Annotated in this window: 18 protein-coding genes; 17 read left to right on the forward strand and 1 reads right to left on the reverse strand. The window is 70.2% G+C overall.

Annotated features, from left to right (window positions below; all coding sequences use genetic code 11):
- Window positions 1-3 precede the first annotated feature (3 nt).
- Complete coding sequence (locus CEW88_RS06400; protein ID WP_108965212.1) at window positions 4-1,191, reverse strand: pyridoxal phosphate-dependent aminotransferase; 1,188 nt, start codon at window positions 1,189-1,191, stop codon at window positions 4-6.
- 331 nt (window positions 1,192-1,522) lie between these two features.
- Between CEW88_RS06400 and CEW88_RS24865 the strand changes: the two genes are divergently transcribed.
- The 17 genes from CEW88_RS24865 (at window position 1,523) to CEW88_RS06485 (ending at window position 15,534) form a co-directional block, all read left to right on the forward strand.
- Entirely contained in the window at window positions 1,523-1,864 is a 342-nt protein-coding gene (locus CEW88_RS24865) for a hypothetical protein (RefSeq protein WP_235939476.1), read from the forward strand.
- Complete coding sequence (locus CEW88_RS06410; protein ID WP_254694455.1) at window positions 1,842-3,146, forward strand: DNA-packaging protein; 1,305 nt, start codon at window positions 1,842-1,844, stop codon at window positions 3,144-3,146. Before CEW88_RS24865 ends, CEW88_RS06410 begins: the two co-directional genes overlap by 23 nt.
- A 273-nt stretch (window positions 3,147-3,419) precedes the next feature.
- The gene (locus CEW88_RS06415; protein WP_108965215.1) at window positions 3,420-4,610 is read left to right on the forward strand and encodes a phage portal protein; all 1,191 of its coding nucleotides are present in this window, start codon (window positions 3,420-3,422) and stop codon (window positions 4,608-4,610) included.
- Entirely contained in the window at window positions 4,603-4,827 is a 225-nt protein-coding gene (locus CEW88_RS06420) for a GTA head formation protein, RCAP_rcc01685 family (protein WP_108965216.1), read from the forward strand. Before CEW88_RS06415 ends, CEW88_RS06420 begins: the two co-directional genes overlap by 8 nt.
- 27 nt (window positions 4,828-4,854) lie before the next feature.
- The gene (locus CEW88_RS06425; RefSeq protein ID WP_108965217.1) at window positions 4,855-5,409 is read left to right on the forward strand and encodes an HK97 family phage prohead protease; all 555 of its coding nucleotides are present in this window, start codon (window positions 4,855-4,857) and stop codon (window positions 5,407-5,409) included.
- A gap of 27 nt (window positions 5,410-5,436) precedes the next feature.
- Window positions 5,437-6,621, forward strand: a complete 1,185-nt coding sequence (locus CEW88_RS06430; protein WP_108965218.1) for a phage major capsid protein — start codon at window positions 5,437-5,439, stop codon at window positions 6,619-6,621.
- Window positions 6,622-6,699: 78 nt separating this feature from the next.
- A complete protein-coding gene (locus CEW88_RS06435) occupies window positions 6,700-7,293 on the forward strand; it encodes a head-tail connector protein (protein ID WP_108965219.1) in 594 nt (197 codons plus the stop codon).
- Window positions 7,290-7,628, forward strand: a complete 339-nt coding sequence (locus CEW88_RS06440) for a head-tail adaptor protein (protein ID WP_108965220.1) — start codon at window positions 7,290-7,292, stop codon at window positions 7,626-7,628. The genes CEW88_RS06435 and CEW88_RS06440 overlap by 4 nt, the downstream gene beginning before the upstream one ends.
- The gene (locus CEW88_RS06445; protein WP_108965221.1) at window positions 7,625-8,032 is read left to right on the forward strand and encodes a DUF3168 domain-containing protein; all 408 of its coding nucleotides are present in this window, start codon (window positions 7,625-7,627) and stop codon (window positions 8,030-8,032) included. Before CEW88_RS06440 ends, CEW88_RS06445 begins: the two co-directional genes overlap by 4 nt.
- Before the next feature lie 25 nt (window positions 8,033-8,057).
- A complete protein-coding gene (locus CEW88_RS06450) occupies window positions 8,058-8,480 on the forward strand; it encodes a phage major tail protein, TP901-1 family (protein ID WP_108965222.1) in 423 nt (140 codons plus the stop codon).
- Complete coding sequence (locus CEW88_RS06455) at window positions 8,481-8,804, forward strand: gene transfer agent family protein (protein WP_108965223.1); 324 nt, start codon at window positions 8,481-8,483, stop codon at window positions 8,802-8,804. It abuts the gene before it with no gap.
- Window positions 8,801-9,001 (forward strand): rcc01693 family protein, encoded by a 201-nt coding sequence (locus CEW88_RS06460; RefSeq protein ID WP_108965224.1) that lies wholly within the window; start codon window positions 8,801-8,803, stop codon window positions 8,999-9,001. The genes CEW88_RS06455 and CEW88_RS06460 overlap by 4 nt, the downstream gene beginning before the upstream one ends.
- Window positions 8,998-9,660 carry a phage tail tape measure protein gene (locus CEW88_RS06465; protein WP_108965225.1) on the forward strand — a complete coding sequence of 221 codons (663 nt, stop codon included), beginning with the start codon at window positions 8,998-9,000 and terminating at the stop codon, window positions 9,658-9,660. Before CEW88_RS06460 ends, CEW88_RS06465 begins: the two co-directional genes overlap by 4 nt.
- A 9-nt stretch (window positions 9,661-9,669) precedes the next feature.
- Window positions 9,670-10,302, forward strand: a complete 633-nt coding sequence (locus CEW88_RS06470) for a DUF2460 domain-containing protein (protein WP_108965226.1) — start codon at window positions 9,670-9,672, stop codon at window positions 10,300-10,302.
- The gene (locus CEW88_RS06475; protein WP_108965227.1) at window positions 10,302-11,183 is read left to right on the forward strand and encodes a DUF2163 domain-containing protein; all 882 of its coding nucleotides are present in this window, start codon (window positions 10,302-10,304) and stop codon (window positions 11,181-11,183) included. The genes CEW88_RS06470 and CEW88_RS06475 overlap by 1 nt, the downstream gene beginning before the upstream one ends.
- Window positions 11,180-11,620 carry an NlpC/P60 family protein gene (locus tag CEW88_RS06480; RefSeq protein ID WP_108965228.1) on the forward strand — a complete coding sequence of 147 codons (441 nt, stop codon included), beginning with the start codon at window positions 11,180-11,182 and terminating at the stop codon, window positions 11,618-11,620. Before CEW88_RS06475 ends, CEW88_RS06480 begins: the two co-directional genes overlap by 4 nt.
- Window positions 11,620-15,534, forward strand: coding sequence for a baseplate multidomain protein megatron (locus CEW88_RS06485; RefSeq protein WP_108965229.1), 3,915 nt, complete (start codon window positions 11,620-11,622; stop codon window positions 15,532-15,534). The genes CEW88_RS06480 and CEW88_RS06485 overlap by 1 nt, the downstream gene beginning before the upstream one ends.
- Window positions 15,535-15,561 lie beyond the last annotated feature (27 nt).

A 15,561-nucleotide genomic window follows, 5' to 3' on the forward strand; every position in this document is an offset into this window, starting at 1 on the left:
GACTCAGGCTGCCTTGGCGAGCGTTGCGGCAAAGCCGGTGAGGGTCGTGAGCGCCTCGGCGAATTCTGCGTCGGGGATGGTCAGCGCGACGCGCAGGAAGCCCGCGGCGGAGGGGCCGAAGCTTTCGCCCGGCATCACCGCGATGCGGTGGGTGTCGAGCAGGGCGTCGGCAAAGGCGATGCCCGAGAGGCCGGTCGCGCGGATGTCGAGGAAGAGATACATGGCGCCGCCAGAGGGCACGAGGCCGACGACGCTCTGCCGGGAGAGGATCTGCTGCGCCAGCGCGCGGCGGCGGCGGAAGGGCTGGGCGACGCGCGGCTCGAGCTTGGCGTCGGCAGTCAGGGCGTAGAGCGCGGCGTCCTGGATGTAGCCGGGCACCCCGTAGGTGGTGTTTGTCGCCAGATCGATCAGCGCTGCGATGGCGGGCTCGGGGGCGATGAGCCAGCCGATGCGGCTCCCCGTCATCGCGTGGCTTTTCGACAGCGAGCCGATGACCATGGTGCGCTCGGCCATGCCGGGCAGGGCGCGGGGGCTGAGATGTTCGCCCTCCCAGATCTGCGTGTCGTAGACTTCGTCCGAGATCAGCCAGAGATCTTCGTCGCGGGTGACTTCGGCGAGGCTCTCGAGCACCGCGCGGGGGTAGACGGCACCGGTGGGATTGCTCGGCGAGTTGACCAGCAGTGCCGAGGCACCGGTCTCGCGCGCCTTGCGGCGCACCTCGCCCGCATCCGGGAAGAAACTGTGCTCGGGGCGCGTGGCGATGGTGTGCGGCACGGCGCCAGCGGCGCGGAGGGTGCCGGGGTAGGTGACGTAATGCGGCTCGATCATCAACGCGGCGTCGCCGGGATTGCAGGCGGCCATATGCGCGGCAAAGAGCGCCGATTGGCCGCCGGGGGTGACCAGAACATTGTCCCGCGTGGTGGCGACGCCGGTGCGCGCGGTGACGCGGGCGGCGATGGCGTCACGCAGGGCCGGGATGCCGGGCACCACGGCATAGCCGGTGTGGCCGGCGGTGGCGGCGCGGTGCATCTCGGCCAAGATCGACGGGTCGGTGCGCTCGTCGGGCTCGCCGATGGTCAGCTCGGTGACCCGAACTCCGGAAGCACGCAGGGCGCGGGCCTTGTAGAAAATCTCCCATCCGTCGCCGCCCCCGGCGTTGAGTGAGGTGATGCGACGGGAGAGAGAAGGCATGGCGGGCTCCGCGAACTCGAATATCGGACCGTTGTGCCAGAGCGCGAAAGGGGCGGCAAGAGAGGCCGGGCGCGGCGCCGGGCGCGCGCTGTGTTCATGGTGTATTGTTTATTGTTAACAGTTGTTTAGGATATGCCGCGCGGCCTGGTCATCTTGACTTTTCGGACGCTCTTTGGTAGCGTTCGTGCATGCTGGACGAAATGGGCAGGCGGCCCCGGGGTGACCCCGGTGGCCGTTTTTTCGTTTGGCGGCAGGGTGCCACGACCCCGGCAAAGACCGGCGCGAGCCCCCTGCGAGGCATGACACCTACAGGCAAGAAAGGTATCGAGCGATGATCCTCATCCATCTCGAAGAAGAACTCTCCCGTCTCGAAGAGGAACGGGAGCAGCTGGCCGACATGCTGCGGCATCTCGGAAGCGACATGCGGCGCCTGCGCGACCGCTTCGACGAAGACGGCACCTTGGACAAACCGGAGACCAGCAAGGCCGCGGCGGATCTGCGCTATTGGCTGAAGGTCGCCCATGAAACGGAGGCTCAGATCAGGAATGTCAGACGCAAGCAGAAGGGAATTGCCGGAGACTGGGCGCTCGATCTCGAGCGCGCAAGGGTTGAAATCGGCTGCCGCATGGCTCGCCTCCGCCGGTGCTGCGGTGCAGGAGAGTTTCCTCAGTGACCTTTCCGAGGGGGAGCGCCTGGCGCTCCCCTTTCTGTTCGAGTTCTGGGCGCTCGAGCACCAGTTGCCGCCGGCGGGGGACTGGCGCAGCTGGGTGATCCTGGGCGGGCGTGGCGCGGGCAAGACACGGGCTGGCGCGGAATGGGTGCGCGCGTCGGTGGAGGGCGCGCTGCCGCTCTCGCCGGGGCGCTGCCGCCGGGTGGCGCTGGTCGGCGAAACCCTGGACCAGGCGCGCGAGGTGATGGTGTTCGGCGACTCGGGGCTGCTCGCCTGCTCGCCCCCCGACCGGCGGCCGGACTGGAGCGCCACGCGGCGCTGCCTCACCTGGCCCAACGGCGCCGAGGCGATGGTCTTTTCCGCCCATGACCCCGAGGCGCTGCGCGGGCCTCAGTTCGATGGTGCCTGGGCCGATGAGCTCGGCAAGTGGCGCAAGGCGCGCGAGACCTGGGACATGCTGCAGTTCGCGCTGCGGCTGGGCGAGCATCCGCAGGTCTGCGTGACCACCACGCCGCGCAACATTGGCGTCCTGAAGGAGCTGCTGGATCTGCCAAGCACGGCGGTGACCCGCGCGCCGACCGAGGCAAACCGGGCCAACCTCGCGGCCAGCTTCCTCGATGAGGTGCGGGCACGCTACGGCGCGTCCCGGCTGGCACGGCAGGAGCTCGACGGTGAAATGGTCTGCGACGTCGACGGTGCGCTCTGGACGCAAGAGATGCTGGAGCGCGCGCGGTTGCGGGCGGCACCGGAGCGGCTCGATCGCATCGTTGTCGCCCTGGATCCGCCTGCGGGCGATGGCGCGGGCTCGGACGCCTGCGGGATCGTCGTCTGCGGCGTGAGCTGCGAGGGGCCGCCGCAGGGCTGGCAGGGGGTGGTGCTCGAGGACGCCTCGGTCCAGGGACTGGGGCCGAGCGGCTGGGCACACGCCGCCGTCGACGCCTTCGAGCGCTGGCAGGCCGACCGCATCGTCGCCGAGGTCAACCAGGGCGGCGCCATGGTGGAGGCGGTGCTGCGACAGGTGGCGCCGTCGGTGCCGCTGCGAAGGGTCAGTGCCACACGCGGCAAGGTGCTGCGCGCCGAGCCGGTGGCGGCGCTCTATGAGCAGGGGCGCATCGCCCATGCCCGGCGTTTCGATCTACTCGAGGAACAAATGGGGCTGATGACCTCCTCTGGCTTCCAGGGTCAGGGCTCTCCGGACCGGGTGGATGCGCTTGTCTGGGCGCTCACCGAGCTGATCACCGCGCCCGCCGAGGGCTGGCGACGGCCCCGGGTTCGAGTTCTGTGAACATGGAAAAGGGGGGCGTTGCCCCCCACATCGGCCCCCCTTGGCCTGCGGCCTCACCCCTGGCGTCTTTCGCAAGAGAAGAAGCGGCGTGGGCCGTGGTGCCATCTTCACTTTGCAAATTCGCATGGCGCGGCGGCGGAAGGTGCGGTCGCGGCCGTTGCTCGGGCAGCGCGCGGCGCGGGAGGGCTTGGTTAACGGATGCTGCGTAGCTTGGTCTTCAACGCGAACCGGGGCCGTGAAGGTCTCGGGCCGGAGACCAGCAAGGAGCGGCACATGGGGTTCGACTTTCTGCGGCGGGGACGCGGAGCGGCAGCTCGGCCGGAGACCAAGGCCTCGGCGGCGGGCCGGCTCATCGCGGTGCAGGCCTCGGGACGCGTGGCCTGGTCGCCACGGGACACGGGCTCGCTCACCCGGCAGGGGTTCACCGGAAACCCGGTGGGGTTCCGCGCGGTGAAGCTGATCTCGGAGGCCGCCGCGGCGCTGCCGCTGGTGCTGCAGGATGCCGAGATGCGCTATAGTGCCCATCCCATCCTGCGCCGCATCGCTGCGCCGAACCCGGTGCAGGGCAAGGCGGAACTGCTTGAGTCCCTCTACGGTCAATTGCTGCTGTCGGGGGATGGCTATCTCGAAGCGGTTGGCAGCGGCGCCGGGCTGCCGTCCGAGCTGCACGTGCTGCGCTCGGAGCGGATGCGGCTGGTGCCGGGGGCGGATGGCTGGCCCATCGCCTATGAGTACCAAGTGGACGGGCGGGCACATCGCTTCGATGTCGGCGAGAGCCCTGCACCGATCTGCCATATCAAGAGCTTCCATCCTCAAGACGACCACTACGGGCTCTCGCCGTTGCAGCCTGCGGCGCAGGCGCTGGATGTGCACAACAGCGCCTCGCGCTGGTCGAAGGGGCTTTTGGACAATGCCGCACGTCCGTCGGGGGCCATCGTTTGGACCGGTGGCGACGGCCAGGGCTCTATGGCACAGGACCAGTACGAGCGGCTGGTTTCCGAGATGGAGAGCCAGCACCAGGGGGCGCAAAACGCCGGGCGGCCGATGCTGCTGGAGGGCGGGCTCGACTGGAAGCCCATGGGGTTCTCGCCCTCGGACATGGAGTTCCAGCAGACCAAGGAGGCCGCGGCACGCGAGATCGCCATCGCCTTCGGGGTGCCGCCGATGCTGCTGGGGATCCCCGGGGATGCGACCTATGCGAATTACCAGGAGGCCAACCGCGCCTTCTATCGGCTGACCGTGCTGCCGTTGGCGCAGCGGGTGAGCGCGGCGCTGGGCAGGTGGCTCGCGGGGTTCACCGGCGAGGAGGTGGCGCTCAAGCCCGACCTCGACCAAGTGCCGGCGCTCTCCGCCGAACGCGAGACGCAGTGGCGGCGTGTGTCCGAGGCGGCCTTTCTGACCGTGCCGGAAAAGCGGCGCATGCTGGGGCTGCCGCCGCTGTCCGAGGAGGACGAGGGTGACTGAGCGGGCGCCCTACGAGCTTTTCGCCTGTGCCCCGGGGTTGCGGCTCGAGGCGCACGAGCGGCTGAGCGCGTTGCAGATTGCCGCGCTCGAGGATCGCTTGGCGCGGCTGGAACTGGTGTTGGAACGTCTGGAGAAACGGCTCTGGCTGGCGGTCTATGGCGTGGCAGCGGGGCTGCTGGCGCAGGCGCTGCAGGGGCTGAGTGTCATGGCGCCCTGAGGGGTGGAGCAGGGAAGGGAGCGTTGCATGGAACTGGAACACAAGTTCTGCCAGCCCGGTGGGGAGAGTGCCCCGGGGATCATCCTCTCGGACGGGCTGCGGATCGAGGGCTATGCCTCGCTGTTTGGCACGCCCGACCAGGGAGGAGATATCGTTGCACCCGGTGCCTATGCGGCATCGCTGCAGCGGCTGGCGTCCGAAGGACGCGCGGTGCGGATGCTCTGGCAGCACGACCCGGCGCAGCCGATCGGCCTTTGGGAGGAGGTGCGCGAGGACGGGCGCGGGCTCTACGTGAAGGGCAGATTGCTGGAGGCGGTCGAGAAAAGCCGGGAAGCGGCGGCGCTGATTGCGGCCGGGGCCATCGACGGGCTGTCCATCGGCTATCGCACCGTCACGGCGGTAAAGGATCGACAGGGGCGCAGGCTCCTCAGGGAATTGGAGCTCTGGGAGGTGTCGCTTGTCACCTTCCCGATGCTGCCAAGTGCGCGGGTCGCGGCAAAGGGGGAGACCTCGAGCGCCGAGACGCTGCGCGATCTGGCGCTGGCGCTCGACGCCGCGCGCCGTGACCTGGCGGGCGACTGACGCGCGCCACAACAGGGGACCGAGCTGATGAGCAAACCCGAGAACCGTTCTCGGACCGGGGAAGATCTGTCCCCGGTCGCCCGGATCGGCGCCGCGATGGCGGGGCTGACGGCAGACATCAAGGCCATGCGGGCCGACCTTCACGCGAAACTCGACAACCATGAAGAGCGACTGACCATGCTGGACACCAAGACTTCGCTTGCCGCGGCACGCCCGGCGCTGGGCACCATGGCGGACGGCGGGCTGCCGCACCGCAAGGCCTTTGGCGCCTACCTGCGCAGCGGTGATGACGATGGGCTGCGCGGGCTCGTGCTGGAGGGCAAGGCGCTCTCCACCGCTGTCGCCGCCGATGGCGGCTACCTTGTCGATCCGGTGACCTCGGAGACGGTGAAATCCGTGCTCGAGAGTGCCGCGTCGATCCGCGCAATTGCCGCCGTGGTGACGGTCGAGGCGTCGTCTTTCGACGTTCTGGTCGATCAGGGCGACACCGGCGCGGGCTGGTCCGACGAGGTCAACGATCCGGGTGAAAGCGAAACGCCCACCATCGACCGCATCCAGATCAAGCTGCACGAGCTTTCGGCCATGCCAAAGGCTTCGCAGCGGCTGCTCGACGATGTGGCCTTCGATCTCGAGGCTTGGCTGGCGGGGCGTATCGCTGACCGTTTTGCCCGCGCCGAGGCTGCGGCCTTTATCACCGGAGACGGCATCGACAAGCCCATGGGGATCCTGTCCCACGACATGGTCGACAACGAGATCTGGGAGTGGGGCAATATTGGCTACGTGCCCTCGGGCGTGGCCGGGGCGATCGGCGACGGCGATGCGATCATCGATCTCGTCTACGCGCTGGGCGCCGAGTACCGGGCCAAGGGCGCCTTCGTGATGAACTCCAAGACGGCCGGTGCACTGCGCAAGCTCAAGGATGCCGACGGGCGGCACCTGTGGTCGGACGGGCTGGCGGCGGGCCAGCCGGCGCGGCTGATGGGCTACCCGGTGCTGATCGCCGAGGACATGCCGGACATCGCCGCCGACAGCACGCCCATCGCCTTTGGCGATTTCGGCGCGGGCTACACGATCGCTGAACGCCCGGACCTGCGCGTGCTGCGCGATCCCTACAGCGCCAAACCGCACGTGCTGTTCTACGCCACCAAGCGCGTCGGCGGCGACATCAGCGATTTCGCGGCGATCAAGCTGCTGCGCTGCGCGACGAGCTGAACGGGCTGAGGGCGGCGGCGGCCCGCCGCTCTCATGCCCAGCGGGCACAGGTACGGCAGGGACAAGCGGAGAGTCCTGATGATGGTGATCGAAGAAACCCAGGTGCCCGATGCGGCGCTGCCCCTAGCGGCGCTGAAGCGGCAGCTGCGGATGGGCAGCGGCTTCGAGGAGGACGGGCTCCAGGATGATGTTCTCTTTTCGTTCCTGCGCGCGGCGCTGGCCGCCATCGAGGCGCGCACCGGCAAGGCGCTGCTCACCCGGGGCTTCCTCTGGACGCATCACGGCTGGCGCGACGCCGAAGCGGCAGTGCTTCCGCTCGCGCCTGTCGTGGCGGTCTCGCGGTTGACCCTGGTGGACCGCTACGGCGTGGCTCAGGACGTGGCGCCGGAGCGATACCGGCTGGAGACCGACGCCTTCGCGCCCATGCTGCGCCCGCAGCGTGGCACGCTGCCCGACGTGCCGAGGGGCGGCTCTGCCGAGGTCCGTTTCACCGCAGGCTACGGCGAAGGCTTCGACGAGCTGCCACCCGATCTGGCTCAGGCGGTGCTGTTGCTCGCCGCGCATTACTACGAGTACCGCGACGAGACCGCGCTGACCCAGGGCTGCATGCCCTTCGGGGTGACCGCCTTGATCGCGCGTTACCGCCCGCTGCGCCTGGGGTTCTCGGCATGAGGGGGGTGCGGCTGACGCAGAACCTCGTGCTCGAGGCGCCGCTGCAGGTGCCCGACGGCACCGGCGGCTTCACGGCCGGTTGGCGGGTGCTGGGCACGCTCTGGGCCGAGCTGACCCCGCGCTCGGGGCGTGAGGTGATGGGCGAGGCGGGGCCGATGGCGCGCGGGCGGTATCGGATCACCGTGCGCGGGGCGCCGCAGGGGGCCGCGCGCCGCCCTGTGCCGGGGCAGCGCTTCCGGCTTGGCGCGCGGGTGTTCGACATCCTCTCGGTGGCCGAGCGCGATCTCTCGGGGCGCTATCTTGCCTGCGAGGCGCAGGAAGAGGTGGCGTCATGAGCTATGCGGTTTCTGGCGCGCTTCAGGCTGCCATCTATGGCGCGCTGCAGGGGGATGCCACGCTGACGGGACTTGTGGGCAGTGCGATCTACGACGCGCCACCTTCGGGCACGCTGCCGGGGCTTTATGTCACGCTCGGCGCCGAGCGGGTGCGCGATGCCTCCGACGGCTCTGGGGCGGGGGCCTGGCACGACCTGACCGTCGCCGTGGTGACCGGGGCAGCAGGGTTCTCGGCGGCAAAGGCTGTGGCGGGCGCGGTCTCGGACCTGCTGCATCAGGCCGACCTGCCCCTGGCGCGCGGCCGGCTGGTGAGCCTGCGCTTCCGCCGCGCCGAGGCCCGGCGCGAGAGCGGCGGCCTACGCCGCATCGACCTGACATTCCGCGCCCGCGTCGAGGACGCATGAGGCGCCACAGCAAGGAGGTGCAGACATGGCTGCGCAGAACGGCAAGGATCTTCTGATCAAGCTCGACCTCACCGGCGACGGGCAATTCGAGACGCTGGCGGGGCTGCGGGCCACGCGCATCAGCTTCAACGCCGAGAGCGTCGACGTCACCTCGCTGGAAAGCGCCGGGGGCTGGCGCGAGCTGCTGGCGGGGGCCGGGGTGAAATCGGCAACTCTGTCGGGGTCGGGGGTGTTTCGCGACGCGGGCACGGACGAGCGGGCGCGCCAGATCTTCTTTGACGGTGAGACGCCGGATTTCCAGGTGGTGATCCCCGATTTCGGCACGGTCGAGGGGCCGTTCCAGCTGACCTCGATCGATTACGCGGGCAGCCATGACGGCGAGGCGACCTACGAGATCGCGCTCTCCTCGGCCGGGGCGCTGAGCTTCGTGCCGGCGGCGGCGGCGTAAATGGCCAACCCCTGGCGCGGCGAGGTGGAGCTGGTGCTTGACGGCGAGCGGCGGGTGATGCGGCTGACGCTGGGCGCGCTGGCCGAGTTGGAGGCGGCGCTCGAGGAGGGCTCGCTCGTCGATCTGGTGCGCCGTTTCGAGGGCGGCGCCTGCTCCAGCCGCGACGTGCTGGCGCTGATCGTGGCGGGGCTGCGCGGCGGCGGCTGGCAGGGCTCGGCGGCGGACCTCGTGAGCGCCGAGATAGGCGGCGGCCCGGTGGCGGCGGCAAGAGCGGCGGCGGAGCTTCTGGCGCGGGCCTTCGCGCTGCCGGGGGACACCGGGTGAGCGGGTTCGACTGGCCGTCGTTGCTGCGCGCCGGGGTGCAGGCGCTGGGGCTGCGCCCGGCGGAGTTCTGGGCCCTGACCCCTGTAGAGCTGCGGCTGATGCTGGGCGAGGATCGCGGCGCGCGCCCGATGGGGCGGTCGCGGCTCGAAGAGCTGATCGCGGCCTTCCCGGACGCGACACAGGGGGACGGCGCATGACCGATTTCGACACATTCGACGAGCTCGACCGCGCCATGGGCGCGCTGGAGATGGGGCTGGGCGGAGCCGCGAGCATGGCGGCGAGCTTCGACGCCGAACTTAAGCGCATCCACCAGACCTTTGCCAGCACCGGCAAGGGTGCGGCGAAGCTCGAGACCACGCTCAGCCGCGGGCTGGCACGAGCCTTTGACGGCATGGTCTTTGATGGGATGCGGGCCTCGGAGGCGCTGGAGCGCGTGGCGCGCGGCGTGCTCAACAGTGCGTATCGCACGGCGGTGCGCCCGGTGACCGACCAGCTGGGGGGCGCGCTGGCGGCGGGGATGTCGCAGCTTTTCGGGGCGTTCTCGCCCTTTGCTCAGGGCGGCGCCTTCAGCCAGGGCCGGGTCATGCCCTTTGCCACCGGCGGCGTGGTCAGCGGGCCAGTGCGCTTTGCCATGCGCGGCGGCACCGGGCTGATGGGCGAGGCGGGGCCCGAGGCGATACTGCCGCTCTCGCGCGGTGCCGATGGCCGCCTCGGCGTGCGTGCCGAGGGGCGCAGCCCGCCGGTGAGCGTGGTCATGAACATCCAGACGCCTGACGTGCAGGGCTTCCAGCGCAGCCGCTCGCAGATCGCCGCGCAGATGAGCCGGGCGCTCAGCCAAGGCGCGCGCAACCGTTGAGGAGGCACCATGAGCTTTCACGAGACACGCTTTCCCGCCGACCTGAGCTTCGGCGCCATGGGCGGGCCGGAGCGGCGCACCGATGTGGTCGAGCTGAGCTCGGGCCACGAGGAGCGCAACACCCCCTGGGCGCAGTCGCGGCGGCGTTTCGACGCCGGGCTCGGGCTGCGCTCGCTCGACGATATCGCGAAGCTACTGGCCTTCTTCGAGGCGCGGCGTGGGCAGCTTTACGGGTTTCGCTGGAAGGATTGGTCGGACTACAAATCCTGCCTGCCGTCGGGCACGGTGTCCGCCGGGGATCAGGTGATCGCGCATGGTGACGGGGTGACGTGCGCCTTCCAGTTGACCAAGACCTACCGATCGGGCGGCGCCAGCTATACGCGCGCCATTGCCAAGCCGGTGGCCGGGACGGTGCTGGCGGCGGTGCAGGACGTCGAGATGCGCGAGGGGGTGCATTTCACCATCGATCCAGGCACGGGGCTGCTCACCTTTGCCGAGCCGCCGCTCGCCGGCGTCGAGGTCAGCGCGGGCTTCGAGTTCGACGTGCCGGTGCGCTTTGACACCGACCGGATCAGCGTCTCTGTCGCCAGTTTCCAGGCCGGACAGGTGCCCGATGTGCCGGTTGTCGAGGTGCGGGTCTGATGGGCGCGACGGAGCTGCATACCCACCTCGCGGGCGGGCTGACCACGGTGGCGCGCTGCTGGGCGCTGACCCGGGGCGATGGCACGCGCTATGGTTTCACCGACCACGACCGGGACCTGTGCTTTGACGGGCTGGTGTTCCGCGCAGGCAGCGGGCTCAGCGCGATGGCGCTGCAGCAGGGCACCGGGCTTTCGGTCGACAACAGCGAGGCGATGGGGGCGCTGTCGGATGCGGCGCTCTCCGAGGCGGAGATCGACGCCGGGCGCTTCGACGGGGCGGCGCTGGTGGCCTGGCTGGTGAATTGGGCCGATGTCTCGCAGCGCCGGGTGATGTTCCGCGGCACGCTCGGGGAAATCCGGCGCGCAAACGGGGCTTTTCACGCTGAGCTGCGCGGGTTGACAGAGGCGCTGAACGTGCCGCTGGGGCGGGTCTACCACGCGCCCTGTTCGGCGGTGCTGGGGGATAGCGCCTGTGGTTTCGATCTCGCCACGCCTGGCTTTGTCTTCGAGGGGCCGGTGCTGGCCGCTGCAGAGGGCCGGCGCTTCCGGCTTGGACCGCTGACCGAGTTCGAGCCGGGGTGGTTCGCCCGCGGGCGGCTCGAGATGCTGGGCGGCCCGGGCAAGGGGCTCGGCGCGGCGATCAAGCGCGACCGGGACGATGGTGGGCAGCGGGTGATCGAGCTTTGGGAGCCTTTGCGCGCGGCGCTTCAGCCCGGGGACCTTTGCCGGGTCGCGGCGGGCTGCGACAGGCGCCCCGAGACCTGCCGGCTGAAATTCGACAACCTGCTGAACTTCCGGGGCTTCCCGGACATTCCCGAGGATGACTGGATGTTGGTCCACGCCAGCCGCGCGGCGGTGACCGGCGGGGGCTCGCGGCGATGAACGGGGCGCGGATCGTAGCGGCGGCGCGCAGCTGGATCGGCACGCCCTATCTGCACCAGGCCTCGGTCAAGGGGGCGGGGTGCGACTGTCTGGGCCTGTTGCGCGGTGTCTGGCGGGAGGTGATCGGCGCCGAACCAGAGGTGGTGCCGCCCTACAGCCGCGACTGGTCGGAGCCGCAGGGCGACGAGGCGCTGTTGCGCGCGGCACTGCGGCATCTGCGCGCAAAGCCGGTGCATGCCGAGGTCCCCGGCGACGTGCTGCTTTTCCGCATGCGCGAGGGGGCGGTGGCCAAGCATCTCGGGCTGCAGGCGAAAGCGGGCGAGGCGGCTTGCTTCATTCATGCCTACAGCGGTCACGGGGTGATCGAGAGCGCGCTCAGCGCGCCGTGGCGGCGCCGGCTGGTGGCGAGATTTGCCTTTCCGACGGGGAGAACCTGATGGCGACGATCCTTCTTTCCGCTGCCGGGGCGGCGCTTGGCAGCAGCCTGGGCGGCTCGGTGCTTGGGCTGTCGATGACGGCCGTGGGGCGGTTCATCGGCGCAGGCCTGGGCCGGGCGGTTGACCAGCGCCTGATGGGGGCGGGGTCCGAAACCGTCGAAACCGGCCGCATCGAACGCTTCCGTCTGGCCGGGGCAGGCGAGGGGGCGGCGATCCCGCAGGTCTGGGGCCGCATGCGCGTCGGTGGTCCGGTGATTTGGGCCACCGAGTTCACCGAACACGTCCGAAAGGAGAAGGTCGGAAGCGGCAAGGGCACCCCGAGCAGCGCGACGACGGTGAAGCAATACAGTTATTCGGTGAGCCTCGCGCTGGCGCTCTGCGAGGGCGAGATCAGCGGCGTGGGGCGGGTCTGGGCCGACGGCGCCGAGATCGCGCCGCGCGATCTGAACATGCGCGTCTACACCGGCAGCCGCGAGCAGCTGCCCGATCCCAAGATGGAGGCCGTGGAGGGCGCCGGGCAGGTTCCGGCCTATCGCGGCACTGCCTACGTGGTGATCGAGGACCTGATGCTCGAGCGGTTCGGCAACCGCGTGCCGCAGTTCAGCTTCGAGGTTACGCGGCCCGAGCTTGGCGATCCGCAGGACGTGCCGCTGGCGATCCGCGGTGTGGCAATGATCCCCGGCACCGGGGAATACGCGCTGGCGACGCGGCCGGTGTTTCTCGACGACGGCAGTGGCGGGCAGCGGGCGGTGAACCTCAACACGCCTGCCGACCTGCCGGATTTCCTCGTCTCGCTGGGCCAGCTGCGCGACGAGCTGCCCGAGTGCCGCGCTGCCTCGCTGGTGGTAAGCTGGTTTGGCGACGACCTGCGCTGCGGCGACTGTTCCATTCGTCCGAAGGTCGAACAGGGGGACTGTGACTCGGCGCAGATGCCTTGGCAGGTCTCCGGGCTGGGGCGCGGCGCGGCCCAGCTTGTGCCGCGGCTCGAAGGACGCCCGATCTATGGGGGCACCCCCGCCGATGCGTCGGTGATCGAGGCGCTGCGGGAGATGGCGGCGCGCGGGCTGGAGGTGGTCTATTACCCGTTTGTGCTCATGGACCAGATGGCGGGCAATGCGCTGCCCGACCCTTGGACCGGGGCCGAGGGGCAACCCGCGCTGCCGTGGCGGGGGCGGATCACGACGAGCCTTGCGCCCGGGGTGAGCGGGTCGCCAGACGTGACCGTGGCAGCCGAGGCCGAGGTGGCGGCGTTCTTCGGCACGGCCTCGGCGGCGGATTTCGCGGTGTCCGGCGGCGCGGTCAGCTATTCCGGCCCGGACGAATGGACGTTCCGACGCTTCATCCTGCATCAGGCGGCGCTCTGCGCGGCGGCGGGCGGGGTCTCGGGCTTCTGCATCGGCTCGGAGATGCGCGGGCTGACCCAGATCCGCGGCGCGTCGGGCTTCCCGGCGGTCGAGGCGCTGCGGGTGCTGGCGGCGGAGTGCCGGGCGCTGCTGGGGCCGGAGGTGAAGATCGGCTATGCCGCCGACTGGAGCGAGTATTTCGGCTACCACCCGCAGGACGGTTCGGGCGATGTCTATTTCCATCTCGACCCGCTGTGGAGCGACCCGCAGATCGATTTCATCGGCATCGACAACTACATGCCGTTGGCCGACTGGCGCGACGGCCAGGACCACGCGGATGCCGGGTGGGGCGCGATCTACGCGCCCGAGTACCTGACGTCCAACGTCGAGGGCGGCGAGGGATACGACTGGTACTATCCCACCGCCGAGGCCCGTGAGGCGCAGCGCCGGGTGCCGATCACCGACGGCGCGCATGGCGAGCCTTGGGTCTATCGGTACAAGGACCTGCGCGGCTGGTGGAGCAACCTGCATCACGAGCGCATCGGCGGCGTACGGCAGGCACAGCCCACAGGCTGGGTGCCGCAGAGCAAGCCCATCTGGTTTACCGAGCTCGGCTGCGCCGCGATCGACAAGGGCGCGAACCAGCCCAACAAATTCCTCGATCCGAAAAGCTCGGAGAGCCTTCTGCCGCGGTATTCCAATGGGTTGCGGGATGAGCTCATGCAGCGGCAGTACCTTCGGGCCGTGCATGCCCACTGGACCGACCCGGCGCACAACCCGCTGTCGGAGGTCTATGGCGCGCCGATGCTCGACATGTCGCGGGCGCTGGTCTGGGCCTGGGACGCGCGGCCCTACCCATGGTTCCCGGGGCTTTCGGATCTGTGGAGGGACGGCGGCAACTACCGGCGTGGGCACTGGCTGAACGGGCGCGCGTCGGGGCGGACGCTGGCCTCGGTGGTGGCGGAGGTCTGCGCCCGGGCAGGGGTGCAGGAGCTGGACGTGAGCCGCCTCTGGGGGTGGGTGCGCGGCTACCACGTCCACCGGGTGAGCGACGCACGGAGCGCGCTGCAGCCGCTTCTGCTCGCGCATGGGGTGGATGCGATCGAGCGGGACGGTGTGCTGCGCTTCCTGCCGCGGCGCGGGCGGGCTCCGTTGACGCTCGACCCTGCGGCGCTGGTGCATGACCCGTCGGAGGAGGGCGACCTGCTGCGCATCCGCGCCGCCGAGGCGGAGATGGCCGGGCGGTTGCGGCTGCGCTTCGTCGAGGCCGATGGTGATCACGCGGTTCTGGGCGAGCAGGTGGTCTTGCCGGACGCGCAGAGCCATGGCGTTGCCGAAACCGAATGGCCGATGGTGCTGACCCGCGCCGAGGCGCGCATGGTGCTCGAGCGCTTCCTGGCCGAGGCGCGGATCGCCCGCGAGACCCTGCGCTTTGCTCTGCCGCCCTCGCAGATGGCGGTCGGTGCGGGGGACATCGTCGAACTGCCCGGGGCCTCGGGACGCCTGCGCGCGCGCGTCGACCGGGTGGAGAGCGGCGCGTACCAGAAGATCGAGGCGGTGCGCATCGAGCCCGACACCTATTTGCCCGCCGACCTCGCCGACCTGGGAGAAAGCGATCCGTTGTTGCGCCCCGTGGCTGCGCCTGTCCCGGTGCTGCCGCTGTTTCTCGACCTGCCGCTGCTGAGCGGCGAAGAAGTGCCGCATGCCCCGCACCTGGCCGTGACGGCGACGCCCTGGCCGGGCAGCGTGGCGGTCTATGCCAGTGCCACGGATGCGGACTACGGGCTAAACGAGATCCTCGCCGCGCGGGCGACGGTCGGCGTCACCGAGACGCCGCTTGTCGCGGCGCCTGCCGGGCGGATCGACCGCGGCGACGGGCTGCAGATCAGCCTGCGCTCGGGCGCGCTCGAGACGGTCTCTGACGCGGCGCTGCTCGGCGGGGCGAACGTCATGGCAATCGGCGACGGCACGCCGGGAAAGTGGGAGGTGTTCCAGTTCCGCGATGCCGAGCTTCTGGAGCCCGGACGCTGGCTGCTTTCGCACCGGCTGCGCGGGCAGGCGGGCAGCGACGGGATCATGCCCGAGGTCTGGCCCGTCGGGTCCTGGGTGGTGCTGCTCGACGGGGCGCCGCAGCAGATCGCGCTGACCCCGGCGCAGCGGCGGCAGGCGCGGCACTACCGCATCGGGCCGGCCAAGCGCGGCTACGACGATGCCGCTTACGTGCACCGCGAACTGGCCTTCGACGGCAATGGCCTCCGGCCCTATCGGCCGGTGCATCTGCGCGCGGCCATGGCAGGGGGCACGGCGCGGACCCTGAGCTGGATCCGGCGCACGCGCCTCGAGGGGGACGATTGGGAACTGCCGGAGGTGCCCATTGGCGAGGAGAGCGAGCGGTATCTCCTGCGCGTCGTGCAGGGGGGCGAGGTGATCCGCGAGGTGTTTTGCGACGCCCCCGTATGGGGTTACGATTCTGCTCAGGACGGGCTCAAGGGGCTTTACGAGGTGCATGTGGCGCAGGTCTCGGCGCGCTACGGGGCGGGGCCCTTCGCGCGGCTCGTGCTCACTGCCTGAGCGTGGGGCGTGGGGGCTTTCATCTCG

It is taken from the genome of Alloyangia pacifica (assembly GCF_003111685.1).
Taxonomy (GTDB): Bacteria; Pseudomonadota; Alphaproteobacteria; order Rhodobacterales; family Rhodobacteraceae; genus Salipiger; species Salipiger pacificus_A.

Excerpts from the sequence above, each read along its gene's own strand:
- CEW88_RS06465 (WP_108965225.1), top strand. The coding sequence starts at position 8,998 with ATGACCGATTTCGACACATTCGACGAGCTCGACCGCGCCATGGGCGCG.
- CEW88_RS06425 (WP_108965217.1), top strand. The coding sequence starts at position 4,855 with ATGGAACTGGAACACAAGTTCTGCCAGCCCGGTGGGGAGAGTGCCCCG.
- CEW88_RS06475 (WP_108965227.1), top strand. The coding sequence starts at position 10,302 with ATGGGCGCGACGGAGCTGCATACCCACCTCGCGGGCGGGCTGACCACG.
- CEW88_RS06450 (WP_108965222.1), top strand. The coding sequence starts at position 8,058 with ATGGCTGCGCAGAACGGCAAGGATCTTCTGATCAAGCTCGACCTCACC.
- CEW88_RS06400 (WP_108965212.1), bottom strand. The coding sequence starts at position 1,191 with ATGCCTTCTCTCTCCCGTCGCATCACCTCACTCAACGCCGGGGGCGGC.
- CEW88_RS06455 (WP_108965223.1), top strand. The coding sequence starts at position 8,481 with ATGGCCAACCCCTGGCGCGGCGAGGTGGAGCTGGTGCTTGACGGCGAG.
- CEW88_RS06485 (WP_108965229.1), top strand. The coding sequence starts at position 11,620 with ATGGCGACGATCCTTCTTTCCGCTGCCGGGGCGGCGCTTGGCAGCAGC.
- CEW88_RS06435 (WP_108965219.1), top strand. The coding sequence starts at position 6,700 with ATGATGGTGATCGAAGAAACCCAGGTGCCCGATGCGGCGCTGCCCCTA.
- CEW88_RS06470 (WP_108965226.1), top strand. The coding sequence starts at position 9,670 with ATGAGCTTTCACGAGACACGCTTTCCCGCCGACCTGAGCTTCGGCGCC.
- CEW88_RS06415 (WP_108965215.1), top strand. The coding sequence starts at position 3,420 with ATGGGGTTCGACTTTCTGCGGCGGGGACGCGGAGCGGCAGCTCGGCCG.
- CEW88_RS06480 (WP_108965228.1), top strand. The coding sequence starts at position 11,180 with ATGAACGGGGCGCGGATCGTAGCGGCGGCGCGCAGCTGGATCGGCACG.
- CEW88_RS24865 (WP_235939476.1), top strand. The coding sequence starts at position 1,523 with ATGATCCTCATCCATCTCGAAGAAGAACTCTCCCGTCTCGAAGAGGAA.
- CEW88_RS06440 (WP_108965220.1), top strand. The coding sequence starts at position 7,290 with ATGAGGGGGGTGCGGCTGACGCAGAACCTCGTGCTCGAGGCGCCGCTG.
- CEW88_RS06445 (WP_108965221.1), top strand. The coding sequence starts at position 7,625 with ATGAGCTATGCGGTTTCTGGCGCGCTTCAGGCTGCCATCTATGGCGCG.
- CEW88_RS06430 (WP_108965218.1), top strand. The coding sequence starts at position 5,437 with ATGAGCAAACCCGAGAACCGTTCTCGGACCGGGGAAGATCTGTCCCCG.